Below are 24,733 nucleotides of genomic sequence, written 5' to 3' on the forward strand. Positions count from 1 at the left end.
TTGCGTAAGATCATTTTAGAATACGGCTCTAAAAAACAGTAAAACTCATAAAATACAGCTCATTTCTTCTGAATTTTGAACCGTATTTCCAGTCAAATCGAGCTGATTTTTGGCAATTGAAATTTATAAATCTCTAGTAAGTAGAGAACATGAATCAATTTAACTTACTAATTGCCCGCCTTTTCCCTACTTTTGCGGCATGAATTACCTTTCGGTTGAAAACCTCAGTAAAGCTTTCGGTGAGCGCAAGCTTTTTTCCAATATCTCTTTTGGCATTTCTCAGGGTCAGAAAATCGCCTTAGTAGGCATTAATGGCGCTGGTAAATCCACGCTGATGAAAATTATCATGGGCTTGGAGATTCCTGACACAGGTCAGGTTGGAACCAACCAGCAAGTGAAAGTAGCTTACGTGCATCAAAACCCAGTTTTTGAAGGCACGATGAGCATCTACCAGACTATTTTCGACCAAAGTAATTCTGAAATTCTCAAGGTGATCGAGGATTATCACAAGGCCATGCTGGAAGCAGAGCGTGGCATTGACAATTCGGATAAGATGTCGGTATTGTTTGAAAAAATGGATGCTTTCCAAGCTTGGGATTTTGAATATCAAGTGAAAGAGGTATTGGGCAAATTGGGTCTTCATGACACCGATCTTCCTGTAGGAACACTTTCCGGTGGACAACGTAAGCGAGTTGCTTTGGCAAAAGCTATTCTTGAGAAACCTGATTTGTTGCTTCTAGATGAGCCTACCAACCACCTTGATCTGGAAACCATCGAATGGCTGGAAGACTACTTGGCTAAAGCCAACCTTGCACTTTTCATGGTGACTCACGATAGGTACTTCCTAGAGAAAGTAACCAATGAAATCCTAGAACTCGATCAGGGTAAAGTCCATCGCTACTTAGGAAACTATGGCTACTTCTTAGACAAAAAAGAGGAGCGTATGGAAATCGAAGACATCGAACTCGAAAAAGCCAAAAGCCTTTATAAAAAAGAATTAGACTGGATTCGCCGTCAGCCTAAGGCTAGAAGCACCAAAGCAAAATACCGCGTGGATGCTTTCGAAGACACCAAAGAAAAAGCTTCCCAGAAGCGAGAAGAACGTGACATTCAGTTGACCGTTACGACTCAACGACTTGGGAACAAGATCATTGAGATCGAAAAAATGAACAAGGCATTTGGCGACAAAACTATCGTCAATGACTTCTCTTATACATTCAAGAAGAAAGATAGAGTTGGGATTGTAGGTCCAAATGGTGCTGGAAAGACCACTTTCCTCAATATGATCACCGGACAAATGGCACCGGATCAAGGAACCGTATCTATAGGACAAACTACTGCCTTTGGTTATTACAGACAGGAAGAAAGTAGTTTCGATGAAGAAAAGCGTCTGTTAGATATCGTAAAGGAAGTTGCTGAAGTAGTTACCATCGCTGGTGGTGCTACGATTACAGTTTCACAATTTTTGACGCAGTTTGGATTTCCTCCAAAGCAGCAACATACGCCAGTTGCAAAACTAAGCGGTGGTGAGCGTAGAAGACTTCAGCTACTGATGGTTTTGATCAAGAATCCTAATTTTCTGATTCTCGATGAGCCTACCAATGATCTAGATTTGATGACGCTGAACACGCTCGAGGAGTTTTTGGATTCCTTCCCAGGTTGTTTGATCATCGTGTCTCACGATAGATATTTCATGGATCGCCTGGTGGAGCATTTGTTTGTATTCGAAGGAGAAGGAGAGATTTCTGATTTCCCAGGTAATTATTCTGAGTTCCGTGAAGTTCAGAAAGACGAACTTCAATCAGGTGGCAAAAAAGTGGAAAAGAAAAGCCAAGAACCAGCTGCTAAGGCAGAGCCTGTAGCTATTCCTAACCCGACCAAAACTAAGGCTAGCTACAAGCAGAAGCAGGAATTCAAAACTGTGAATGAAACAATAGCGAAGTTAGAAAAGGAAAAATCTGAACTTACCGAGAAGATCAGCGGTGGAAATTCTGACCATGAGGAACTGATGAAAATCTCTTCTCGAATGCTCGCTATCGATGCTGAATTAGAAGAATTGGAACTGACTTGGTTGGAATTGAGTGAGTTGGACGGGATAGAGTAATAATATAGCGAAGGGGTTCAAGTCTCATGACTTGGACCTAAAGAAATGCAGTCTGGAGACTGCATTTCTGAAGTTACCATACAATTCTAGATCAATTCATATACTTAAGCTCAATGGAGAGTAATCGCACTTATCATTTTATCTTTAAGTACATATTTTTAGGGGCGGCACTTATTGTAATAGCAGTGCCACTGCTTTCATATATTTTCCCAAATGCAGTTGAATTAAACGGAGAGACAGGGCCTACAAGCCTAATTACGACTATAGCATTTGGAGTTACTGGAGTTATTTTACTAGTTTTTTTCTTTGTGGTTAAGGACAATTTTGCTATTGTTCAATTTGGAAATCAATCCATAACTATAAAGCACAATGGGCAAGAAAGTGTTGAAAACTGGTTAGATATCGATTCAATTTCTCAATTTCGTTTTATTTTTCCACCCTTGTATTCCCTCAAAATCAAAGGTAATAAGAGGCCAATTTGGTTTAACACCGATTCAAACTATGTCAGTGTCGGAGGATACACCATGGATCACAGTGACATGGGAAATTTGATTACAAAAAAGAAAAGAGAACTTGGAATTTAGAAGTTGGCCTTTAAATCTTAGCACTGCTTTGATTGGTTTTTAATATCCAAAAGAGAACTAGTGAAAACGGATCAACTCATCTCCAAACAGATTGCTTCGTCGCTCCCAAACTATCGGGATACAATAAGGGCACAAGTCATGAGACTTGCGCCAACTGCGCCAGCAAACCCATTTAAACAAAAAAAATCCCGCAACGTGCGGGATTACCATATTGTCAGACTCGCTCGAGTCCCGTAGATTGAGCTCTCGATTTGATCGCTTGTACTACTTTTTCCGAAGGTTGAAGCTGGATTTGATCCATTTGCTCTATTGTGCTCAGCATTTCTATGTATTCTTGCATTAGTGAATCATCACTATGCAAGGCTTGCACTAAGAGTTCTTGCTCTACCTCCGACATTTCCTGGTAGATATATCTTACCAGATCATTTGGGGTAAATGGTTTTATCATATGCAAAATTTAGTTGTTTCATCTTCTTCCGCAGGTGGATCAGCGCATATCGCATTCTCCCCAACGCAGTATTAATACTTACGCCCGTCTGATCTGCTATTTCCTGGAAACTCATATCCAAGTAATGTCGCATAATCAAGACCTGCTTCTGAGCCTCGGGAAGTTCCTCTATTAGACGCTTCACTAGCTCGATATTCTCTTCTCTTACCTGACGATCTTCCACATTTTCCTCCGCAAACTTCAGCGAATTGAAAATATTTGACCCGTCCTCCATTAATATGGTAGGATACCTCTTGGCTTTTCTGAAATAATCAATGGCCAGATTGTGAGCTATCCGCATCACCCAAGGCTGAAATTTTCCTTCCTCGTTGTACTTGTCTGAATTAAGTGTTTTAACCACTTTGACAAATACATCTTGAAGTAAATCCTCAGCCACCTTCTGATCCTTAACGATCAGAAATATTGTGGTGTACATTTTACTTTGGTATCGATCTACTAATAGATCAAAGGCAGCATCACTGCCGTTTCGATACTGTGCTATCAACTCGCTGTCCTTTGGACCAATTCGTTTACTCATTTTAAGTTGGTTTATTATAAACGTAAAGGTCTAGGCCATAGTATCTGGTAAGGGTGAAAGAAAAAGAAGATGACTTAAAAGTATGATTTCAAAAACAACTCTGCAAAGAAAATTCAAGGATTTTATATCTCAATTACTATTAAGAATGCAATCCAAATTATATTCTTGAAAAATATCCAACTGCGATATTATATTTGAATATACTAAAATCCTGACTTCATAATTACCAATGATAATGCCAAAAAATGTTAAAATCACCTTTCACAGTAAACTAATATGCTGTAATCCAAAATGAAATTTTCAAGTGCATTGTGTACCTTCGCAGAGATAGAAATTTAAAAATACGACAATGGAATTGAGTGGAAAAGTAATCCAAAAGCTACCCGAAGTAGGTGGAAATTCAAAAAGTGGCAATGCCTGGAGAAAGCAGGAATTCATCCTAGAAACAGGAGGCCAATACCCTAAAAAAGTGTGTGTATCACTTTGGGGAGACAAAATCGACCAGTTTTCTATTAATCAAGGTGAAAATGTAACATTGAGCATAGACGTGGAAAGCCGCGAATACAATGGCCGTTGGTACACAGAAGTGAAAGCTTTCAAAGTAGACAGAAATGGAGGATCATCTGCTGCACCTTCAGCGATGCCTGAGATGGATACATTCCACTCTGAAGGAGAAGAAGATAAATTACCATTCTAAAAAACTTCTGCCATGTGGGATGACGAAGATGACGATGAGGCAGGATGGGATGAGGACGATGAGTTCGATGCACGTAAGGAGCACGAAAAGATATACAAGCATCCATTGATGAAAAAGGCGAAAGATATCTTTCGCCTCACTCGAGCACTAGTAGGAAGCCTCGACGAGGCTCGCAAGGAGCTTTACGGTAATATCATGATGGAAGATGCGATGGTGATGAGTGCCAAATTCGCTGGAGCAGAGAGCATATCAGACTATGTCCTGAAAATGGAGAAAGCTGTAATCATGAAAGTTCACGCTAAGAGCCTCAATTCTATGACCTATCAACTCGGCATGGAAGAAACTCATGCTGAAGAGCATTTAGAGCTACTACGCGAAGCTATTGAGGAGTATCGTTTGCTGTTTATTGACTGGCAAAAGGGATTTGACCCTAATGAAAAAAATGATGACGGCTGGGGAATCTTTACGGATTAACTACTTCCAAATTGGAAACCGAAATAAGCACCAACGCCCATCAGCACTAGCGTGATACCTCCTACGAGTACTAAAACGTCCAGAGGAACTTCCCAAGGAACATCCCCGATCTTAAATCGAATAATCTTTTTCCAATTCATGGCTTTAAAAATTAAAATGCGGCTTTCCAGCCGCATTTTTTATTTCTTAAGTATTTCCTTCCAACCTTTAGCCTCTATCAATGCTGCAGATTCCTCTACTTTTTCTTTTAGTGTCTTTTTGTAGGCATCTAAGCTTTCACCCACTTTAGGATCAAATGATCCAACAATCGAAGCGGCAAGAATACCAGCATTTTTTCCTCCATTAAGCGCCACTGTCGCTACAGGAATACCTCCTGGCATTTGCAAAATGGACAAAATACTATCCCAGCCATCAATAGAATTTGAGCTTTTGATAGGCACACCTATCACTGGCAAGCTAGTCATAGAAGCTACCATGCCAGGCAAATGTGCTGCTCCACCAGCTCCAGCTACAATCACTTTGATGCCACGCTCACGTGCAGCTTGTGCATAATCAATCATCCGTTGAGGAGTACGATGTGCAGACACTACGGTCAATTCGTAGTTCACACCCAACTCTTCAAGCATCTGTGCAGCCTCAGCCATGATCGGAAGATCCGACTGGCTTCCCATTATAATACCTACTTGTGGATTCATTAGATAGATTTTATTTTGATTAACTCTTTGATTCGTTGTGCTTTTTCCTTCAATCCTTCCACCGTATCTGACAAGATCGTCACGTGACCCATTTTTCTAAATGGCTTGGTGATTTTCTTTCCATACATATGAATATAAACTCCCTGCTCAGCTATTGCTTCATCTTGACCTTCTACCAAAACCGGTCCTGTGAAACCATCTTCGCCAAGCAAATTTATCATTGCAGCAGGACATCTCAAATCTGGATTGCCAAGCGGCCAGTTCATCACTGATCTCAGATGCTGCTCAAACTGCGAGGTGAAGTTAGCTTCTATCGTATGATGCCCACTATTATGTGGTCTTGGAGCTACTTCATTAACCAGTACTTCTCCGTCTTTGGTTACAAACATCTCTACAGCAAGTATTCCCACCATCCCCAATTTCAGAATTACATCTTTAGCAATTTCCTCAGCTTTTTCAGCTACTTCTTTGGTGATTTCTGCTGGCGCAAAAAGAAACTCAACCAGATTAGCTGTCGGGTGAAATGCACATTCCACTGCAGGATAAGCAATCAAATCGCCCGCTTCATTTCTGGCAACGGTGACTGCAATTTCCCTTTCGAAGTCAATCAACTTTTCCAATAATCCTGGAGCATCAAAAGCTTTATCCAAATCTGCTTCAGTTCTCAGCACTTGAACACCGCGTCCATCGTATCCTTCTTTACCTAATTTGTTAACAGCCGGAAGAAAAGCAGCATTGTGGATAACATCAGCTTTGTCTTCTGTCAAAATAAACTCAGCTGTAGGAATATTATGTAATTGATAAAACTGCTTTTGCTTACGTTTATCCTTGATCAAACTTAAAATATGTGGTTGTGGATAAACTTTCTTCCCTTCACGCTGCAATTTCTCAAGTGCTTCTGTATTAACACTTTCAATCTCCACAGTAATTACATCACACGCATGACCAAAGGCGTAAACCGTATCAAAATCCTTGAGCGAACCCACAGTAAAACGCTGTGACAGATCCTTACAGGGAGCGTTTGGATCGGGATCCAAAATGTGGATATCTTGATTGTAATTGATAGCCGATTGAATAAGCATTCGGCCCAATTGACCTCCTCCGAGGACTCCCAAAATTGGTGATTGCGATGGTATAGCCATAGTGTTTTTGAAATATAAAATAAGCTCAGGTGTGGAAATCTACTTTTCGTTTTGAAAGCGAATTCCCATCAATTCCATGAGTTTATGCGCATTGAAACTCGGGCATGCTCCCCGTTTAATTTTGTAATCAAAGTCAATATTTTGATCATGGATTTCAGAATGAAAACTGTAATTCTGAACAGAACCTATCCTTTCCTCCAGCTCTGCCAATTCTATATCATGGGTACTGATTATTCCCATTGCATTTGTATTGTCCACTTGCCTGATCAGCGCTTCTGATCCTGCAATACGATCCTCAGTATTCGTACCCTTCAGAATCTCATCTAATAGGAAGAAAATATGTTCTCCCTTTTCGATCCTATCTATCAATTGCTTGATGCGGCTAAGTTCGGCATAAAATGAACTTACACTTTCGCCCAAATTATCTGAGTTACGCATACTAGTATAGAGTTGAAATCCAGAGAAACCAAACTCCTCAGCAAAGGGACTCAAACCTAGATTGACCAACACACAATTAATTCCAAGCGTTCGCATGAAGGTAGTTTTTCCACTCATATTTGCCCCAGTGAGCAAAATGATGCGTTGATTCTCATCAATTACAAAATCATTTGGAACTGCCACCCCTGGCTCAAGCAAAGGATGAGAAACGACTTTACCTATCATACCCTTCGTTACTGGAATTACTTTTCCTTTCCCTCCTACTTCTTTTTCAAATGCACCTAAAGAAATCAATACTTCCCACTCTACTAGCTGAGCAGGGAAATTAGCGACTAGATTCCCATGTTTTTTCTTCCAAGAAATTAACCTGAGGTATAAAAACAGATCTGTCCAAAAGAAAAGATTTAATGGAATATATAACACATTGATACGATTCTGAATCCATAAGCCCAAGCTATCCAACTGATCAAATAGTGTAGAAGCTTTGACCTCTCTGGTGAGGAATGGGGATTGCATCTTTTTCAATAGCGGTGACTCTAACTTCTCCTCTTCCAGCACAGCCAACCAATACCTATACGTCTTAAGCTGATTTCTACTTGGAATCGATTCAGCTGCTTTTTTCAAAGGCTTGAAAACCAAACTAAGAAATGCCATTCCTATCAAAACCCAAACGCCGAATAATGCACCTGGTACGATCCCAAGGTATGTTAACACAGCAAGTGCAAGACCACCTATTGGCCCAATGAAGGCAAAAATGGAAATTAAAATAGAGTTCTTATCCTCAGAATTCAACCAGTTGACCCATCCTGAGTTCGACTTCTCTTCATTATAGAAGGCATTCCCTATACTTTCCATGGCTAGAAGAAAATCTGGCTTGGTGGCTAACTCAGCAGAAGCTATTCGCAAAGTAGACGCTTTATCCAAATCAAATTCCGATTTCATCTGAGCAGCAAGTGTTTCCTTTCCTTTCTTGGAAACGGTATGATTTAACAATTGAAAAAGAGAATGATCTCCAAATAGATCTAAGTCATTGGAAAAAGGATGGGTTTTCTCTTGAAATTCAACTCCTGCATCTAACCCCTTTAGCTTTCTGGAAAATCGCTTTTCTCTCTCAAGATTCATTTTTTCCAAAGCTAGATAAATAGCTTCCTGGTCTTTCTGATCATTGTATTTTCTAATCAAGGAGATAAAAGCAACCACCGAAGCTCCGAAAAACAAAAACCAAATTGGGCTTTCCGATACAGATAACACGAACAATCCGCCCATTGCAAAAAAGACGATCAACCTCAAAAAGGACAAGGTGGCTGCCTTACTTTTTACTGTTCTCAACTTCTCTGAGAGACCAGAATTTTCAAAATCAAATCCTTTCATGCCCAAAGATATGAATTGAAGTAAGCTAACTATTCAAATTGGCGCAATCCTTGCCACTTATTCAAATTTTAAGCGAGTGTTTGACGTTTACAACTAACCACTGCAAGAATGAAAACTAATAAAATCAAAAAGCCGCCCGAAAAGGAAGCGGAAATTGAAGCGGAAGAATGGGATCTCTCTGAAGGTATGGGAATACTTCCCGAGGACATCCCATTTACTCAGAACATCGGCTGCGTAGGCGGGAAAACCAAGAAGCCAGAAAACACCAACAAAAAATTAACTAAATAACAAGTAAAACTTAACCAAGCTATTAACCCCTATGAAAAACACCTTAAATACTTCATTATTAGTCCTGCTACTTATAAGCGCGATGATTTTAACGAGTTGTGACAACTTGAACGACACGCCTAATGTACAGCCTGACTTATCTGTGGTCAATGATCAAGCTATAGTCAATCGCGTCTTTGAAGATTTGGATAATATCACGCTCAATGTATTAGGAAGCAGCGGTCTTGGTGCACGAACCAATGTAAACATACCTGCGACATCGCTATGTGATGGTGCCACGGTGACTTTAGATGAGGCTAAAAAGACAATCAAAATTGACTTTGGAACAAGCTGCACAGGCACTTATGGTACTGTACGAAAAGGTATTGTGCTGTTGACTTATACAGGTAAAATCGGCTTTCCGGGAGCTAAAGTAACGACTACTTTTGAAGGCTATGAAGTTGATGGTTTGAAAGTAGAAGGAACGAGAACACTTTTAAACAAAGGAGTAGACTTGGAAACTAACACAATCAATCTAGAAGTCACTATTCAAAATGGTAAAGTAACTTGGCCGGACAATACGTTCATGACCATTGTTAGTAAACAAGAAAGAGCGATCAAATTGAGCTCTCAAGGATACGAAGCTTCGATCAAAGGCACTGTTTCAGGAATGAGTCGTGAGATAATGGCCTATTCCGGAGCTACTACTGATCCTCTAGTCTATACAGAAACCTGTATTAAAACAGGTGTAACAACTCCTAACTCGGGAATCTTAGTAATCAATTATAATGGCATCGATCTATCTATAAATTATGGATCTGGCTCTTGCGATAAAAAGGCTACAATCACTTATCCTGGTGGATCAAAAGAAGTGACGCTAGACTAATTCAATTCTAAAAATAAAATCAAAACGGCTATCTTTCGAGGTAGCCGTTTTTGTTTATGGAAAAGAAAAAAATTGAGGGATTTGAGCATGTTAGATATGAAGCTCCCCAACTCAGTCCCGAAGAAATGATCCAGCGTTCTGAGCAATTCTATCAGGTGATGGATCAGAGACGTACTGTGCGTGAATTTGACAAGAGGCCAGTTCCGTTAGAAGTCTTAGAGAAAATCATATTAACGGCCAGTACAGCTCCATCCGGTGCGCATAAGCAGCCATGGACCTTTTGCCTGATTTCAGATCCTACTATTAAAAAAAAGATACGGGAAGCAGCGGAAGAAGAAGAGAAAATCAGTTATTCGACACGAATGCCTGATCAATGGAAATCTGACTTGAAACCACTGGGAACTAACTGGGAAAAGCCCTTTCTAGAAGAAGCCCCTTATCTGATCGTTGTGTTCAAGCAATCCTATGGCATGGAAAATGGCCAAAAAGCACAGCATTACTATGTGAATGAATCTGTTGGAATAGCTTGTGGATTTTTAATTGCAGCTATACATCAGGCAGGATTAGTTGCTGTGACACATACACCAAGCCCAATGAATTTTCTAAGTGAAATACTAGCAAGGCCTTTCAACGAGAAACCTTATCTACTGATTCCAGTGGGCTATGCAAAAGCAGAAACATACGTTCCAGATATTCATAGAAAACCACTTGAAGAAATTATCACAAAGTTCTAAATACAAAAAAGGCGATCAAATGATCGCCTTTTTTGCTGATGTTAAACCTCTTCAGAATTTGATTCTTCTTCGGCTGCTTTTTCCTTAATCTGATGAACAACACGTTGTGGGAAAGGAATTTCAATGCCTGCTTTCTCAAATTCAGTATTAATAGACTCCATTCCATCAAAGTGCATTGGCCATAATTCACTCGATTTAGCCCAAACTCTGACAATCAGATCCAAAGAACTATCCCCAAAATTTGTAAGAGCTACGAAAGGAGCAGGATCCTTTAAGGCACGTGGGTCATTCTCAAAGATATTCAGCAAAATCTCCTTTGCCACCTTAATGTTTGTTCCATAAGCTACACCAACTTTAAGTTCGGTTCTTCTGGTCGCCTGAGTACTCATGTTCACGATATCCGAATTAGCTAGACTACCATTTGGGATAACGACTTCTAAATTATCAAATGTCATCAGGTGGGTATACAAAATCTGTATTTTAGAAACTGTCCCAGTATGTCCCTGTGCTACTATCACATTACCTACTTCAAACGGTTTAAAACCTAAAATCAGAATCCCTCCGGCAAAATTTGAAAGTGATCCTTGCAAAGCCAAGCCTATAGCCAAGCCTGCTGCACCAAATATGGCTACTGTGGATCCTAATGGTGCTCCCAGAATACTTGCCACTCCCATAAATAGGGTGATGAATAATACGATTTTAACAAACCCAAAAAGAAATTCATTTAGAGATGGATTCGTTTCCTTTTTTTCCAAAAGATTCCTCAATCCCTTCAGGAGGATATTTACTATAAATTTACCAACGAAATAAAAAATTATGGCAAACAAAATTCTTGGTACAATTACATAGGCTAAGTCAATAGCATTGTCATAAAAGGAATTGATGGTTTCTTCGGAAATTTCCATTATTAACTAGTTTTTGGTTTAATTCTCTCTAAAATATAATAGTGACTTGCCAGCGAAAAGCCCAGTGCCAGCTAATTTCAAAATTTTCCATCTTGGCAGAGCGTAATATTCTATCCCAATCTGATCTCGAAAAACTCCTCAAAACTGAAAGTGATGCATCATGTTGCACCATTTTAGATTTGCTAAATAGACGAGTCAACCATTTGATGCTATAAAAAGCGAATGGATGTCGGTGCAAATCGTTAATCACTATGCCAAGTAGGGATTTTCTCCTGAGCGACAACAGTAATTCTACTAATTCGCTATCTGTGAAATGATGTGTAAAGAGCGTGCAGGTAGAGATATCTACTTTCTCTTCGGAGAATTCAGCGTCAAATACATTCTGAGTCCTCCAGGCAACTTCGGGTAAGTCAGCTAGTCTAACCGCCGCGAGGTCAATAATGTTCCTGTTTGCATCGATTCCTGTAAAGTTCACCTCTTTTTTCTGACTTTTTGCCCAGTCATGCATCACTCGGATCATATCTCCGCCTCCACATCCAATGTCTGCCACAGCATAGGACTCTTGTGGATAACTCTTAAAAATTTTCGCTAGTCCAGATGTGGTCACATAGTTTCCACCTAGCCAACGATTGATGGTTTTTAGCTCACGTAAAGTTTGATTAAGTTCTTCCCCCGAGCAGTTCAGGTCATCCATTAGCTCTTTTTCCTCACTTCGCTGCGCAAAAATGCTCATGACTTTTCAAGTAGTAAGGTTTCCAACGTAAGGCCTGGCCCAAACCCCATAGAAAGTATCTGTCCGTGGATTTTATAATCATTCATCATTCGCTCCAACACAAACAGTATAGTAGCAGAAGACATATTACCGAACTGATTCAGCACTTCTTTCGCATGCATATTTACTGATTCCGGCAAGCCAAAAGCTTCTTGCACCTTCTGAAGAATCTGTTTTCCTCCAGGATGAATTGCAAAGTTTTCCAATGTGGATAACATGAATTTTTGCTCAAACACTTCTTTCAATTGCTGTATACCCTGATCCAAAAGTGTAGGAATATACTTACTAAGACGCATTTCAAACCCAAAATCACCTATACCCCAAGCCATATCACTTTCACCTTCTCGAAGTACTTGGCTGAGGTAAGAATTAATTTTCAAACCAGAGGCTGATTTCATGACGAGCGCTGCTGCAGCACCATCTCCAAAAAGTGAATTGGCAAGGATATTATCTTCCACATATTCTTTCTGAAAATGCAAGGTGCACAACTCAACAGACACCAACATGACTTTGGCTTCAGGCTCAGCTCTGACAATTTTATCCGCCAATTTCAAACCGGTAAATGCCGCATAACACCCCATAAAGTGTATGCAATACCGTTCAATCGAATCATCTAAATCCAGCCTTTTCATTAATTCCAATTCCACCCCTGGCGCCACCATTCCTGTACAGGAAACCAAAATCAAATGGGTAATTTCTGCGGGCTTTACTGAAGTTTTGGATAAGCAATTGGCAACAGCTTCTTCACAAAGCTCAGGAGCTGTTTGTCTGAAAACCTCCATTCTAGCCTTAGTTCCAGGGAAAGGCTCAAAATCTTCGGACTTTGGAAAAAAAGTAAAGTCCTGTGAATCGGTCTTTTCAAAATCTGTCAACACACTGTACCTACTGGAAATCCCTGATTTTCGATAAAGAAAACTCAGCTTTCTTGCATCCAACTCATCCAGCTTATGCGCTCGCTGCATAAAGCTAGAAATGACAGATTGCTCAATTGGTTTTCCTGGATTTGCCAAGCCAATACTTACTATACTAGTATTCATAGGAAGAAATTTGAATTCAATGAATTAGCCATCATGCACCATTGGTGTGACGAACTGGAGTTTTGCATCCTAAAAGGATGCCGAAAAGTTTCTTTCATTAAATATTTCATTAGATCAAGTTACTTGAATATATCTAAATTGGCTGAATGCATTGTAACCATACCAATTCAGAAAAGTTATAATCCAAACCTCATTTACGATATGATTTCCATTTCCAGCCTTAAGCACCTTCGCATTCCATTTTCACTCTTTTTGATGCCGGTATATTTCTTTGCACTGGCACTTACTCCCAATCACAGCGAATCAAGAATCTTGTGGGTCTTTATTGCTATTCACCTTTTTCTCTATCCCTCCAGCAATGGTTATAATAGTTACTTTGACAAGGATGAAGAAAGTATAGGCGGACTGAAGCATCCCCCGAAAGTCACCCAAGATCTCTATTGGCTTTCCTTGGTGTTTTTCCTGATTGCTATTGGCATTGGAGCCAGCATCAATTTCAGCTTTGCTATCATGCTTCTCATTTATGGATTGGTAAGCATGGCCTACTCACACCCCTCCATCCGCATCAAAAAATACCCATGGCTGAGCTGGTTTATAGCGGGACTATTTCAGGGATATTTCACCTTTGCCATGGCCTACGCAGGTCTCAGTAATTTAAGTTGGGATGTGCTCTACAAGCCTCACGTGTTGATCCCAGGGCTTTTGACGAGCTTGATGCTATGGGGCAACTATCCGCTGACGCAGGTGTATCAGCATGGAGAAGATAGCCGAAGAGGTGATCGCACCCTAAGTTTACTATTAGGCATTAAAGGAACTTTTCTCTTTTCAGCTTTGGCATTTATGATTACCGGAGCTGCTTTCGCGTGGTATTTCCTAGATCGAAATCAAACCGACATACTCTGGATTTACCTGGCAGCGATGACCCCCATTATGCTTTATTTTTTGACTTGGTTTAGCTTTATCCGACTAAACCCCACAAAATATGCGAATTACAAATGGGCCATGGGGATGAATTATTTCTCGGCACTCGCACTGAATGCTTTTTTCATTTACTACTTTCTAGAAAACACGCAAATACTACAAGCGCTGGGCTATTAAAAGGGCTTACCATGCGTGTTTTTTATAATCTGCTTTGCCACAAAAGGAACATGTTGAATGAGCTTCCTTGTGAAAACGGAAGCCTGTTTGGTCCCAAATAGGCGTTGGACTTTACGGCCAAGCCAAAGCCTTCGTTCGAAATGCGCGCTCCAGGAACTTCCATAGTTTGTTTCGATTTCCTTCCTCGACTTTCCTGCTAAAATAGCTTCAGCAGCCAGCTTACCGGACTGAATTGCCATTGCCATCCCATTACCACAAAGCGGGGTAATTAGTCCTGCCGAATCGCCCGCCATGAGGATATGATTCTCCACTGGATGCTTTCTTTCAAAATTGATCTCATTGATCACTTCTGGTTTTTCGAAGAGAAACTCACTAGTGGTAAATAAATGCTGTAGGCTTGGGTTTTTCCATAAAATCTCCCGCTCCATTGCCTCAATGGATCCGTACTTCCTGAGATGATCACGATTGCCTAAATAACATAGATTCCCTTTATCATCTTCGATGGCATTTAGACCACAGTAGCCACCCTCAAAATTGTACAGCGCCACAGCTTCCCGGTCAAAATCTGCCTTTATATGATATTTTACGCCTATATATGGACTTCTTTTTTCGATAAAACTGCGCTTGAGGGTTTTGTCCAACTTGGATCTTTTACCAAAAGCGCCAATCACATAATCTGCATTGATAAATTCTCCGTCAACCAATTCTAGTCGGAACTGCTCTTCTTTTTCATCAAACCATACAGATTGCACCTGCACACCGGATTTCACTTCACCTCCTTTTTCCAAAACTTTCTGATACAGATGCTCATCAAGTACATATCGACTAATGCCAAATCCTCCCAAACCCAGAGGAACCCTGATGCTTTTCCCTGAAGTGTCAGAGAACAAAAAATTAGAAACATGAGGCAATTCGAATCCTAAAGGCATCAACTTTTCCCTTTTTAAAAAATCAAGAACCTCATTAGAAAGGTACTCTCCGCAAACCCGATGAAAGGGGTAGATTTTCTTTTCGATCAAAAGTACATCTTGCCCATTTTTAGCCAATAAATAGGCAGATATAAGGCCTGCAAGACCTCCTCCAATCACTACAATTTTGCGCATATCTCTCACTGAACTGCCTTTAATTTTATATATATACCGCTCATCAAAAATGGGTAATCCTTACAGATCCTTTCAGGAAATTCACGGTTTAGAAAATGTTTAACCAAATAATAACTATGAGAAATACCCTACCCAGATTACTTAGAAGATTAACTCTAGTAGTAGGTGTAATGGGTGTCATGTTGTATTCTACGGACTCTTTTGCTCAGAAAAAGAAGAAAAAGGACGCCAAGAAGGAAACAACTGCACCAGCTACTCCTGCCAAACCAAAAGGTAATGATTCAGATCCAAAACCTTACAAAGAGGTCATCACGGCAAAAGCAAAAACAAAAGATGGTCTATTCAAGGTTCATCAAATTGAAGACAAGTATTACTACGAGATTCCCGATTCCCTACTAGGCAGAGACATGCTGATGGTCACTACTATCGCCAAAACTGCCGATGGGCTTGGTTATGGTGGTGAGCGTACCAACACGCTAATGCTTCGCTGGGAAAAGAACAACAATGATATCCATCTAAAAGTTATTTCAGTAAATAACTTTGCTGCAGATTCTCTTCCTATCGCTTTGGCGGTGAAGAACTCAAATTTGGAGCCATTGCTACAGAAGTTTGCCATCAAATCTCTTGCGACAGATTCTACAGGAATTGTAATCGAAGCGACAGATTTATGGGCGAAAGATGTACAGGCTTTAGGTCTTCCTAAAGGTCAGCGTACACAATACAAAGTAAGTCGTCTAGACACGGATAGATCATATATCGAGCATATCCATACGTACCCGATCAATATCGAGGCTAGATATGTAATGACTTACATCGCAAGTGAGCCACCTTCAAACAGCTCAACAGGTTCAATCACGTTGGAGATGAACTCTTCAATGTTGCTTCTTCCTAAAGAGCCAATGAAGCAACGTCTGGGTGATCAGCGTGTAGGCTGGTTTAGTAGATCTATGGTTGATTATGGTGCTGATGCGCAAAAAGCGCAAAAACGTACTTTCCTTGACAGATGGAGACTGGAAGTGAAGGATGAAGACATGGCAAAATTTAAGGCTGGCGAATTAGTTGAGCCTAAAAAGCAGATTGTATATTACATCGATCCAGCTACTCCAAAGCAGTGGATTCCGTTCTTGATCGCTGGTGTAAATGACTGGCAGGTTGCCTTTGAAGCTGCAGGTTTCAAAAATGCTATTGTTGCTAAACTAGCTCCAACTAAAGAGGAGGATCCAGACTGGAGCCCAGAAGATGCAAGATATTCTGTAATCAGATATTTCGCTTCTGACATCCAGAATGCATATGGACCTCACGTATCTGATCCACGTTCTGGTGAAATCTTAGAATCTGATATCGGATGGTATCACAACGTGATGAACTTGCTTAGAAACTGGTTCTTCATCCAAACAGCAGCTATCAATCCTGAAGCACAAAGTATTCAATTCAAGGATGAAGTAATGGGTAGATTGGTTCAATTTGTCTCTTCTCACGAAGTGGGACACACACTTGGCCTTCCACACAACTTTGCTTCTTCTCATGCTTACCCAGTAGAGAAATTGAGAGATGCTGCATTTACAAAGGCAAATGGAACAGCTCCATCTATCATGGATTATGCGAGATTTAACTACATCGCTCAGCCAGGTGACGAAGGCGTAAGTTTAATGCCAAATGTTGGCCCTTATGACAAATATTCAATCGCTTGGGGCTACAGACCAATTCCTGATGCTGCTACTCCAGAAGATGAGTTAATGACTTTGGATAAGTGGATCTTGGAAAAGCAAGGTGATCCCGTTTACAGATATGGCCGTCAGGGAAACAGTTATGACCCTACTGCGCAAAGCGAAGATTTGGGTGACAACTCCATGAAAGCTTCTGAATATGGTATCGCAAACTTGAAGCGTATCATGCCAAATCTTATGAAATGGACAGCTGAGTCAAACAAGCCTTACAAGGATTTTGATGATCTAGGAGAAATGTATGGTCAAGTGATCACGCAATTCAACAGATACATGGGTCATGTGAAGACAAATGTTGGCGGTGTGGCTGAAGTTTACAGAGCTACAGGTCAGGATTTACCAGTTTACACACATACTGCGAAAGACATCCAGAAGTCGGCTATATCTTTCTTGAACACAGAACTTTTCACTACTCCTACATGGATGATGCAAGACGATATCTTTGCTAGAACAGAAGATTTCGGAGCATTAGAACAAATTCGTGGTGTTCAAGCAAACACATTGAATTCAGTTCTTGACCTAGGAAGACTTGGTCGTGTGATAGAAAACGAAGCCTTGAATGGTAACGAAGCTTACAAAATGACTGAGCTTTTCGATGATCTTAGAAAAGGTATCTGGTCTGAACTTTCAGCAGGTAAAACTATCGACGTTCACAGAAGAGCATTACAGAGAGCGTATATCGAGCGTATGGAATACTTGATGACCACAGATGGGCCAAATGTCCCAGCTGCAGCCAGAAGGTTCTATGGTACTCAGATCAATGCTTCTCAGTCGGACATCAGACCGATGGCTAGAGGAGAATTGAAAATACTTCAAAGAGATATCAAATCTGCGATCTCCAGAACTTCAGACAGAATGTCTAAGCTTCACTTGGAAGATGCGCTAGAAAGAGTAAATGCTATTCTTGATCCTAAGTAAGACCAAGAGTAAAGAACAACTTAAATGGGCGTCGGATCGGCGCCCATTTTTTGTTTAAAGTCACTCCCAAATCAATTATCCCATAATGGCGCAGAGGCGCATTTTTTTGATCCTACTCGAGGATTTCCCAAATCAACCTAAATCTTTAAACTTTGCGCCGTAGCGCCTTTGCAGGATATTCACCACTTGAAATCAATTTTTGATTAGTTTTGTTTCTAATTCATGAAAATGTCGTCTCCACTTTCCATACTACAAAGACATAAGCTTCGCATCACAGATTGTCGCCAAGAGATTATCCGTGAGTTTCTGGACAAGCAAGTCGCTTTAGCTCATTCGGATCTAGAAGAATCCTTGGACAGCCAGTTTGATCGGGTGACTATTTATCGTACGCTAAAGACTTTTGTGGATAAAGATGTGGTACACAAGGTTCTCGATGACAGTGGAGCTACTAAATATGCCCTTTGCTCTCATGAAGAAGAGGATCACAACCATGAGCATGTGCATTTCAAGTGCGAGATCTGTGGAGAAACTACCTGTTTGGAATCCATTAACCTTCCAAACATCAAATTGCCGTCAGGTTTTAAAAAGAAAGAAATGAATTTACTTGTGCAGGGAATCTGCAATAAGTGCCATTAAAATTCCACAGGCTCAGGCACTCTTGATTTTGGGGAATCACTTGGCCATTGCACCCCTGGAGGTAAATCAATTTTAGGTGGGGTAAAATCCTCCACTCCTCCATCTCCGTCATCTGGACTGTTATTACCCTTTCTCAAGGAATTTTTGGTCATGGTCGCCATGACATAGATTAGTATGACATAAGCCAAACCACAAAGAATCAAATCGATTACAAGACTGCTCATGGTGAAAAATTTTAGATAATATAATTCAATACCACTAGTAAATCAATGGCATCAGCAATTTGTTTCAAAGGAAATGCCAGCTTTATGATTTATTTCGACTTGCTTAATCCCACGGATAGGTGGATATTTGCGCACTGAAAAACTAAGTGATGATTGTAAAAACAAAGAAATATCAACTCCCAACCGGGACATACATAAAAATTGCCCTTGTAAACGTATTGAAACAGCAGTGGTGGGTGATCCCAATCGCCGTAGCTATTGCATTTGGATATTTTTGGATTCCATCGATTTGGTGGATTATTGGTGCGGTACTAGCCTATGGCCTTTATGTCCTATTTTGGGCGATTCAATTCACTGGCGTGACTCAGATGGAGCAGAACAAAGTCATCTTCGATAAAATGGCCTATGAAATAGATAGCCGTCAGATCCTGATGAAAATCAATACCAAACAGGGAATGCCAGTTCAATGGAATATGATTAAAAGTGCTGAGAAGCGTAAAGACGCGTACCTCCTTTACATGTCCAAGGCACAGTTTATCCATCTACCATTCAGGATCTTCAATTCAGAAAATGAGCGAAAATTCATGGAAACTATTCTTAAAAGAAAAGAGCTGATTAAATAAGCTCTTCCGCAAAACATAGCAAAAGCCTCCCGATATGGGGAGGCTTTTTGCATTTGTCAACGGATTATCAACTAGTTACTGAACTCGGAATTAATAGATAAAACCCGAGAAACCTCACAGAAAAAAAGCTGAAGAATTAATTGGATTGCTAACTACTCCTCGCTACATATCTATTAAAGAAGTATATGGAATAGCTCAAGGATTGGCAGAGCCATAGCCTCGTAGGACAGTATCAAAATGGGAAATCTTCAATTTAACCTCCTTGCTAAGATCTGCTATCTGCAGTGCATTTTCCTCCAATGGATCTTCCAAAAGCGAATAAATTCTACCGTCTCCATAGAGTTTCCATTCTGTATCTTGTACATAAGTGCTATTCTCAAATTGCCCCCAATTCGGTGCGTAGTAGCAATAAATCCAATCTCGTTTTTTAGAATTATCCCCGACTAATTGAGAAAAAAAGCTAAGCCCATCTGTTTGGATAATTTCTAGATTCTGGTGATTGGCAGTTTCAAGTAGTGTGGGAAGAAAATCCGTGAAATCGATGAGATTTTCATTTGTACTTCCTGGTTGGATTTTACCCTTCCAGTTTGCAATGAAGGGCACATGCGTTCCTGCAGTAGTTGTATTTCCCTTGTCGCCTTTGATAGATTTTCCAAGTTGAGAAGTAGTCACTTTTCTGTCTGTGCCATTATCTCCTACGAACAAAATCAAGGTGTTTTCTCGGATGCCTAGTTCTTCGGTTTTGGTCACAATGGAACCAATCAGCCTATCCATATAGCTCACCATTTCTCCAAAGTAGCGCGGATCATTGACCTTTGATTTGGAATCAAACGCTGCAAAACCAGAATTGGCAGGCGTTGGCACAAAGGGATCATGTGTGATAGCCATGGGATAATAGATAAAGAACGGCTCATCTCTATTTTTCTCCATAAAGAGATTGATCTGCTCAGTAAAGAGATCCGGCCCGAATTTACCTTCATAGATTTCTGTGCCCGAATTAGAACTGATCATTGGGTCTTTATACCTACTCCCTAGCGCCTGAACCTGCCACAAGAAGTACTCATCAAATCCTGCTGATTCTGGTAGAGTGCCGATTTGACCTCCTGCGAGTTCGTGTTGCCCGGCATTACCATAAAGCTGCCACTTACCTGCGACGAACGTATTATAACCTGATTGTTTCAAATAATGAGCAAATGTGGGCTCTTCAGGTTTCAGTAATCCAAAACCGATGTAATTTCTGAAGTTGTATTTCCCAGTCATGATTTGCACTCTGGAAGGGGTGCAAAGCGGCATCGAATAGGTTTGGGTAAAATTCATACCTTCCTTAGCCAGCTTATCCAAGTTCGGAGTCTGGTAATCATCTGATCCATTAATTCCCAATGTCTCATAGCCGAGATCATCTGCCATGATCAAAATGATGTTGGGAGAGCGGAAATCTTTCTCTTGAGCCATTGCTTGAATTACCATGCAAAATAAAATGAGAGCCAGAAATGAACAAGTTTTCGTCATGATGAAGCGCCTTGGTTTAAAAGTAAAAATGGAATAACAAACTTATTAAGGGTTTCAAAATCACACCTGGACTGATCCACGAAAAGCTCTGGCGGCATAATAGGATTGCGCTCCATTGTGGTAGATAAAAACATGTTTATAACGGAAATCGCCAAAAATAGCTCCACCATGTTTTCTGATTGCTTCGGGTGTTTCAAGCCAGCTTGAGGTTTTAGCGTCAAAAGTCCCGAGCTTCTGCAATGCTCTATATTCCTCTTCCGTGAGGATAGAAATACCCATAGCCGCGGCCATGTCAAGCGCATTGTGTTCTGGTCTATGCTCTTTTCGAGACTCTTGCCCTTGCAGATCGTAGCAGACACTTCTCCTACCTTTTGGACTTTCTGCGCTGCAATCGCAAAAAATATACGCACCACTTTTAGCATCAAAACCCACCACATCTGGCTCTCCTCCGGTTCGCTCCATTTCATTCAGAGTCCACAGCTTATCAGGTTTTATCGCCAGTCTTGCTTCCACTTTAGCCCATACTAGGCTTTCGTGACGCTTCATGTTCTTGCCGAAGCGACGTTTTAAGATGCTTATCAGAGTTTCCTGTTCTTCTAAAGTCAATTTCATAAGCTATTATTTACAAGCTACGAGTAATTTAAATACTAAATATAGAGGTTTAGCTTATATGTAAGTTTGTAAAACATGTGTGGATTTGATACGCTATCAAGCAAAAATCCATCGAAGCCAAGCTATCATCCATCCGAAATTAGGTGATAAATCAAACTAGCTGATCATACTGAATTATGGAAGCATAGATCATTAAAAAAAGTCGTGATGAAAATCCTGATTTTTATCAGGTATGGCACTTTTTCCTACCGCTGAGCATTATCTAAGTGGATATTCTGGTAGATTTCAGCGTATTTTATAAAATTACAGTAAAGTTGACGCTAAGCCCTAAACGGCAACTCACATCATGGAAAATCAATTAACAAGCTTTCTCACCCAAACGCTTGAAAGATCGGCTACTCAGAAAGGACTTGATTGGCTCAGTATACAACTTGAAAAGGTCAGCATCGAAGGTACTCCCTCGAAGTTTTTCTTGGCTTTTAGCCAAGCTTCGAGATATTTCAAAAAGGAAAAACTTTCACTTTCCGATAATGACTTAAAGACGGCAAATGAGCTGTTTACTGGATTTCAACCTGAATTCTGGGATCAGTTACAGACTGCACGCACCGTCTTGATGCTGAGTTATCCACAGAAAAAGGAGGCTTGGTTTGCTGCGATGAACCAGCTTTTTGAAACTGCAGATATGAATGAACATCAAGCACTATTTGCGGCTTTACCACTTATGCCTTTTCAGGAAGAATTAATTCCGAGAGCAATAGATGGTTTAAGGACTAATATCTCCTTGGTCTTCGATTCGATAGCTTTGAATAACCCTTTCCCTGCCAAGTATTTCCCTGAGGCCAATTGGAACCAGATGGTGCTTAAAGCCATCTTTATGCAACGCCCATTGTATAGGATTCAAGGTTTGGAAGAAAGAAGAAATCCAGCCCTGGCAGCTATAGCGAGAGATTTTGCTCATGAGCGTTGGGCAGCAGGAAGAGACGTCATGCCAGAGATTTGGCGTCTGGTTTCACCTTTTGTCAATGACAAATACTTGGAAGATCTGAAGAAAGCCCTAACCACCAAAGACGAGTTGCAAATCAAATCTGCCTTGCTGACTTTGAGAGAATCTGCCTATTTGCCAGCACAAGAAATCTTGCAGTCCTATCCTGATCAAGTTGCCACACTAGATATGGATGCTATTGCTTGGGAAAGCATTGGTTCGGAATTCCAACGAACTCGCGTTTAATCCCTAATTTCACATCCCCTACTTTAAATTCAATTACCATGTATATAGATCCACATATCCACGTAGTATCCCGCACAACTGATGACTATGAAGCCATGCAAAAAGCTGGTATAGTAGCAGTGATTGAACCTGCATTTTGGCTAGGACAACCAAGGACAGAAGTTGGAAGTTTTAAAGATTACTTCAGCACGCTTGTGGGCTGGGAGCGTTTTCGTGCCAGTCAATTCGGCATAGTGCATTACTGCACGATGGGCTTGAATTCCAAGGAAGCGAATAACGAAGCGTTGGCTGAGCAGGTGATGGAGTTATTGCCTCTTTATGTTGGCAAAGAAGGTGTAGTAGCAATCGGTGAAATTGGTTACGATGATCAAACGGAAGCCGAAGACAAGTTTTATAGACTTCAATTAGAGTTAGCTAAAGAGGTGGATCTTCCAGTACTTATCCACACTCCACATAGAGACAAAAGGAAAGGCACTATTCGCAGCATGGACGTGTCTGAGGAGCATGGTTTAGATCCTAAAATGGTGATCGTTGATCATAACAATGAGGAGACAGTGAAGGAAGTATTGGATCGTGGTTACTATGCAGGGTTTACTATTTATCCACATACCAAAATGGGCTCAGAGCGCATGGTGGAAATCGTACGGCAATATGGCCCTGAAAGAATAATCGTCAATTCCGCAGCGGATTGGGGGATTTCTGATCCTTTGGCAGTACCAAAAACTGCCGATCTGATGCGTAAATCAGGAATTCCTGAGGAGCATATCAAACTAGTGACTTACCAAAATGCATTGACAGCCTTTGGCCAAAGTGGACAAATGGATGAGCAGGATTGGTTGAACGCGGCGCCTTTGGATCAAACCAAAAAGATGAGCGGAAATTCAGTACTTCGCGGTGGACAAACGCCTAGAGTGGAAGGTTCATCTGATTTTGTAGAGAATTAATTATGGGTTCTTCCCGCTTTTTCGCCTATTTCCAACTCACTCGCCCAGCGAATGTAGTCACAGCAATAGCTGATATCTGGGCAGGCTGTGCTATTGCAGGTGCTTGGACATACATCTTTATTGACTTCGGAGCTGGAGCTAATGAATTCCTGATTGATTTAGCCTGGCTTTCATTGAGTACAATTGGATTGTATGCTGGTGGAGTAGCATTCAATGATGTGTTCGATGCAGAGCTGGATGCTGTAGAAAGGCCAGAGAGGCCCATTCCTAGCGGAAGAGTTTCTAAAGCTAAGGCCGCTTGGATGTCTTTTTTACTCTTAGTCGTGGGGGTGATTGCAGCAGCACAGGTGAATTTAATCTCAGCAGTAATTGCGCTAGCTGTAGCAGTCTTAGCCGTACTTTATGATTACTGGGGTAAGCATCAGAACCTTATTGGCCCAATCAACATGGGGCTATGCCGAACTGGTAATTTACTATTAGGTGTATCAGTCATTCCTGAAATGTTACCCACATTTTGGCCATTAGGATTGATTCCTTTGGTTTTTGTTGCGGCCATTACTATGATTAGTCGTGGAGAGGTTCATGGAAAAAACAGAACTGCGCTCTATGGTGGATTATCAATGTATGTGATTGTCATCTTCACAATTGGCGCAATGCCTATTGTACATGGCACAGAGATATGGGAAGTACTTCCTTTCTTAGCTTTGCTCGGTTACATGATATTCCCGCCTTTGGTCAAAGCGATTCGTAGTCAAGACCCCAAACTGATTGGTAAATCCGTCAAAGCTGCCGTTATTTCCCTAATAATTGTAAATGCTTCCATTGCCTCCGCTTTCGCAGGATGGCAGATTGGAATAATTGTGTTATTGTTGTTGCCAATTTCCCTATGGCTAGCCAAGAAATTTGCTGTCACCTAATACAAGAACTAAATGGCACTCGGAATTGTATTTATTCCTAGAAACAGCCTAAGCCTATACCCTGTT

General features: G+C 40.8%; 27 protein-coding genes. 14 read left to right on the forward strand and 13 right to left on the reverse strand.

The window, feature by feature from the left end; genetic code table 11:
* Positions 1-199: 199 nt before the first annotated feature.
* Positions 200-2,104: an ABC-F family ATP-binding cassette domain-containing protein gene (locus tag BM291_RS16985; protein ID WP_092899628.1), complete on the forward strand. Its 1,905-nt coding sequence runs from the start codon at positions 200-202 to the stop codon at positions 2,102-2,104.
* A gap of 113 nt (positions 2,105-2,217) precedes the next feature.
* Complete coding sequence (locus tag BM291_RS16990; protein WP_092899630.1) at positions 2,218-2,688, forward strand: hypothetical protein; 471 nt, start codon at positions 2,218-2,220, stop codon at positions 2,686-2,688.
* A 214-nt stretch (positions 2,689-2,902) separates the two neighbouring features.
* Here BM291_RS16990 and BM291_RS16995 read toward each other — a convergent pair whose 3' ends face one another.
* On the reverse strand, positions 2,903-3,136 hold the full coding sequence (locus BM291_RS16995) for a hypothetical protein (RefSeq protein ID WP_092899632.1): 234 nt from the start codon (positions 3,134-3,136) through the stop codon (positions 2,903-2,905).
* Complete coding sequence (locus BM291_RS17000; protein ID WP_092899634.1) at positions 3,111-3,713, reverse strand: RNA polymerase sigma factor; 603 nt, start codon at positions 3,711-3,713, stop codon at positions 3,111-3,113. Before BM291_RS17000 ends, BM291_RS16995 begins: the two co-directional genes overlap by 26 nt.
* Positions 3,714-4,062: 349 nt before the next feature.
* Here BM291_RS17000 and BM291_RS17005 point away from each other — a divergent pair, with 349 nt between their 5' ends.
* Positions 4,063-4,410, forward strand: a complete 348-nt coding sequence (locus tag BM291_RS17005; RefSeq protein WP_092899636.1) for a DUF3127 domain-containing protein — start codon at positions 4,063-4,065, stop codon at positions 4,408-4,410.
* Positions 4,411-4,422: 12 nt separating this feature from the next.
* On the forward strand, positions 4,423-4,884 hold the full coding sequence (locus tag BM291_RS17010; RefSeq protein WP_092899638.1) for a hypothetical protein: 462 nt from the start codon (positions 4,423-4,425) through the stop codon (positions 4,882-4,884).
* Here BM291_RS17010 and BM291_RS22075 read toward each other — a convergent pair.
* Genes BM291_RS22075 through BM291_RS17025 form a run of 4 tightly spaced genes read right to left on the reverse strand, consistent with a single transcriptional unit; the run spans position 4,881 to position 8,530 of the window.
* Positions 4,881-5,024, reverse strand: coding sequence for a hypothetical protein (locus BM291_RS22075; protein ID WP_175499734.1), 144 nt, complete (start codon positions 5,022-5,024; stop codon positions 4,881-4,883). The two genes, BM291_RS17010 and BM291_RS22075, sit on opposite strands and share 4 nt — an antisense overlap.
* Before the next feature lie 39 nt (positions 5,025-5,063).
* Positions 5,064-5,579, reverse strand: coding sequence for a 5-(carboxyamino)imidazole ribonucleotide mutase (gene purE, locus BM291_RS17015; RefSeq protein WP_092899640.1), 516 nt, complete (start codon positions 5,577-5,579; stop codon positions 5,064-5,066).
* Positions 5,579-6,721 carry a 5-(carboxyamino)imidazole ribonucleotide synthase gene (locus BM291_RS17020; RefSeq protein WP_092899642.1) on the reverse strand — a complete coding sequence of 381 codons (1,143 nt, stop codon included), beginning with the start codon at positions 6,719-6,721 and terminating at the stop codon, positions 5,579-5,581. Before BM291_RS17020 ends, purE begins: the two co-directional genes overlap by 1 nt.
* A gap of 39 nt (positions 6,722-6,760) precedes the next feature.
* Positions 6,761-8,530, reverse strand: coding sequence for a MutS-related protein (locus BM291_RS17025; protein ID WP_092899644.1), 1,770 nt, complete (start codon positions 8,528-8,530; stop codon positions 6,761-6,763).
* A 108-nt stretch (positions 8,531-8,638) separates the two neighbouring features.
* On the opposite strand from BM291_RS17025, the gene BM291_RS17030 reads away from it, so the two are divergent.
* The 3 genes from BM291_RS17030 to BM291_RS17040 are packed head-to-tail and all read left to right on the forward strand — an operon-like array spanning position 8,639 to position 10,417.
* Positions 8,639-8,818, forward strand: a complete 180-nt coding sequence (locus BM291_RS17030; protein WP_092899646.1) for a hypothetical protein — start codon at positions 8,639-8,641, stop codon at positions 8,816-8,818.
* Positions 8,819-8,849: 31 nt separating this feature from the next.
* Entirely contained in the window at positions 8,850-9,683 is an 834-nt protein-coding gene (locus tag BM291_RS17035; RefSeq protein WP_139229127.1) for a hypothetical protein, read from the forward strand.
* A 56-nt stretch (positions 9,684-9,739) separates the two neighbouring features.
* Positions 9,740-10,417 (forward strand): nitroreductase family protein, encoded by a 678-nt coding sequence (locus tag BM291_RS17040; RefSeq protein WP_092899650.1) that lies wholly within the window; start codon positions 9,740-9,742, stop codon positions 10,415-10,417.
* A 41-nt stretch (positions 10,418-10,458) separates the two neighbouring features.
* Here the strand turns inward: BM291_RS17040 and BM291_RS17045 are convergent, their stop codons facing one another.
* Genes BM291_RS17045 through BM291_RS17055 form a run of 3 tightly spaced genes read right to left on the reverse strand, consistent with a single transcriptional unit; the run spans position 10,459 to position 13,131 of the window.
* Positions 10,459-11,322: a mechanosensitive ion channel family protein gene (locus BM291_RS17045; RefSeq protein ID WP_092899652.1), complete on the reverse strand. Its 864-nt coding sequence runs from the start codon at positions 11,320-11,322 to the stop codon at positions 10,459-10,461.
* A 28-nt stretch (positions 11,323-11,350) separates the two neighbouring features.
* Complete coding sequence (locus BM291_RS17050; RefSeq protein WP_092899654.1) at positions 11,351-12,055, reverse strand: methyltransferase domain-containing protein; 705 nt, start codon at positions 12,053-12,055, stop codon at positions 11,351-11,353.
* A complete protein-coding gene (locus tag BM291_RS17055) occupies positions 12,052-13,131 on the reverse strand; it encodes a type III polyketide synthase (RefSeq protein WP_092899656.1) in 1,080 nt (359 codons plus the stop codon). The genes BM291_RS17050 and BM291_RS17055 overlap by 4 nt, the downstream gene beginning before the upstream one ends.
* Positions 13,132-13,332: 201 nt before the next feature.
* Between BM291_RS17055 and BM291_RS17060 the strand changes: the two genes are divergently transcribed.
* The gene (locus BM291_RS17060; RefSeq protein WP_092899715.1) at positions 13,333-14,229 is read left to right on the forward strand and encodes a UbiA family prenyltransferase; all 897 of its coding nucleotides are present in this window, start codon (positions 13,333-13,335) and stop codon (positions 14,227-14,229) included.
* Here the strand turns inward: BM291_RS17060 and BM291_RS17065 are convergent.
* Entirely contained in the window at positions 14,226-15,332 is a 1,107-nt protein-coding gene (locus tag BM291_RS17065) for an NAD(P)/FAD-dependent oxidoreductase (RefSeq protein WP_092899658.1), read from the reverse strand. The genes BM291_RS17060 and BM291_RS17065 overlap by 4 nt on opposite strands.
* 116 nt (positions 15,333-15,448) lie before the next feature.
* Here BM291_RS17065 and BM291_RS17070 point away from each other — a divergent pair, with 116 nt between their 5' ends.
* Together BM291_RS17070 and BM291_RS17075 are read left to right on the forward strand one after the other, a co-directional pair.
* Positions 15,449-17,974, forward strand: a complete 2,526-nt coding sequence (locus tag BM291_RS17070) for a zinc-dependent metalloprotease (protein WP_092899660.1) — start codon at positions 15,449-15,451, stop codon at positions 17,972-17,974.
* 228 nt (positions 17,975-18,202) lie between these two features.
* On the forward strand, positions 18,203-18,610 hold the full coding sequence (locus BM291_RS17075) for a Fur family transcriptional regulator (protein WP_092899717.1): 408 nt from the start codon (positions 18,203-18,205) through the stop codon (positions 18,608-18,610).
* Here BM291_RS17075 and BM291_RS17080 read toward each other — a convergent pair.
* The gene (locus BM291_RS17080) at positions 18,607-18,834 is read right to left on the reverse strand and encodes a hypothetical protein (RefSeq protein ID WP_092899662.1); all 228 of its coding nucleotides are present in this window, start codon (positions 18,832-18,834) and stop codon (positions 18,607-18,609) included. The two genes, BM291_RS17075 and BM291_RS17080, sit on opposite strands and share 4 nt — an antisense overlap.
* A gap of 149 nt (positions 18,835-18,983) precedes the next feature.
* Between BM291_RS17080 and BM291_RS17085 the strand changes: the two genes are divergently transcribed.
* Positions 18,984-19,457 (forward strand): YcxB family protein, encoded by a 474-nt coding sequence (locus BM291_RS17085; protein WP_092899665.1) that lies wholly within the window; start codon positions 18,984-18,986, stop codon positions 19,455-19,457.
* Between the two features lie 195 nt (positions 19,458-19,652).
* On the opposite strand, the gene BM291_RS17090 is transcribed toward BM291_RS17085, so the two are convergent.
* On the reverse strand, positions 19,653-20,924 hold the full coding sequence (locus BM291_RS17090) for a sulfatase family protein (RefSeq protein WP_092899667.1): 1,272 nt from the start codon (positions 20,922-20,924) through the stop codon (positions 19,653-19,655).
* Between the two features lie 102 nt (positions 20,925-21,026).
* Positions 21,027-21,578: a DUF4256 domain-containing protein gene (locus tag BM291_RS17095; RefSeq protein ID WP_092899669.1), complete on the reverse strand. Its 552-nt coding sequence runs from the start codon at positions 21,576-21,578 to the stop codon at positions 21,027-21,029.
* 346 nt (positions 21,579-21,924) lie between these two features.
* On the opposite strand from BM291_RS17095, the gene BM291_RS17100 reads away from it, so the two are divergent.
* From BM291_RS17100 to eboC, 3 genes are read left to right on the forward strand one after another with little or no spacing between them, the layout of a single operon-like run.
* The gene (locus BM291_RS17100; protein WP_092899671.1) at positions 21,925-22,806 is read left to right on the forward strand and encodes an EboA domain-containing protein; all 882 of its coding nucleotides are present in this window, start codon (positions 21,925-21,927) and stop codon (positions 22,804-22,806) included.
* A 38-nt stretch (positions 22,807-22,844) separates the two neighbouring features.
* A complete protein-coding gene (locus tag BM291_RS17105; protein ID WP_217647338.1) occupies positions 22,845-23,750 on the forward strand; it encodes a TatD family hydrolase in 906 nt (301 codons plus the stop codon).
* Positions 23,751-23,752: 2 nt separating this feature from the next.
* The gene (gene eboC, locus BM291_RS17110) at positions 23,753-24,667 is read left to right on the forward strand and encodes a UbiA-like protein EboC (RefSeq protein ID WP_092899673.1); all 915 of its coding nucleotides are present in this window, start codon (positions 23,753-23,755) and stop codon (positions 24,665-24,667) included.
* Positions 24,668-24,733 lie beyond the last annotated feature (66 nt).

The sequence above is a fragment of the Algoriphagus aquimarinus genome (assembly GCF_900112005.1).
Classification (GTDB): Bacteria; Bacteroidota; Bacteroidia; order Cytophagales; family Cyclobacteriaceae; genus Algoriphagus; species Algoriphagus aquimarinus.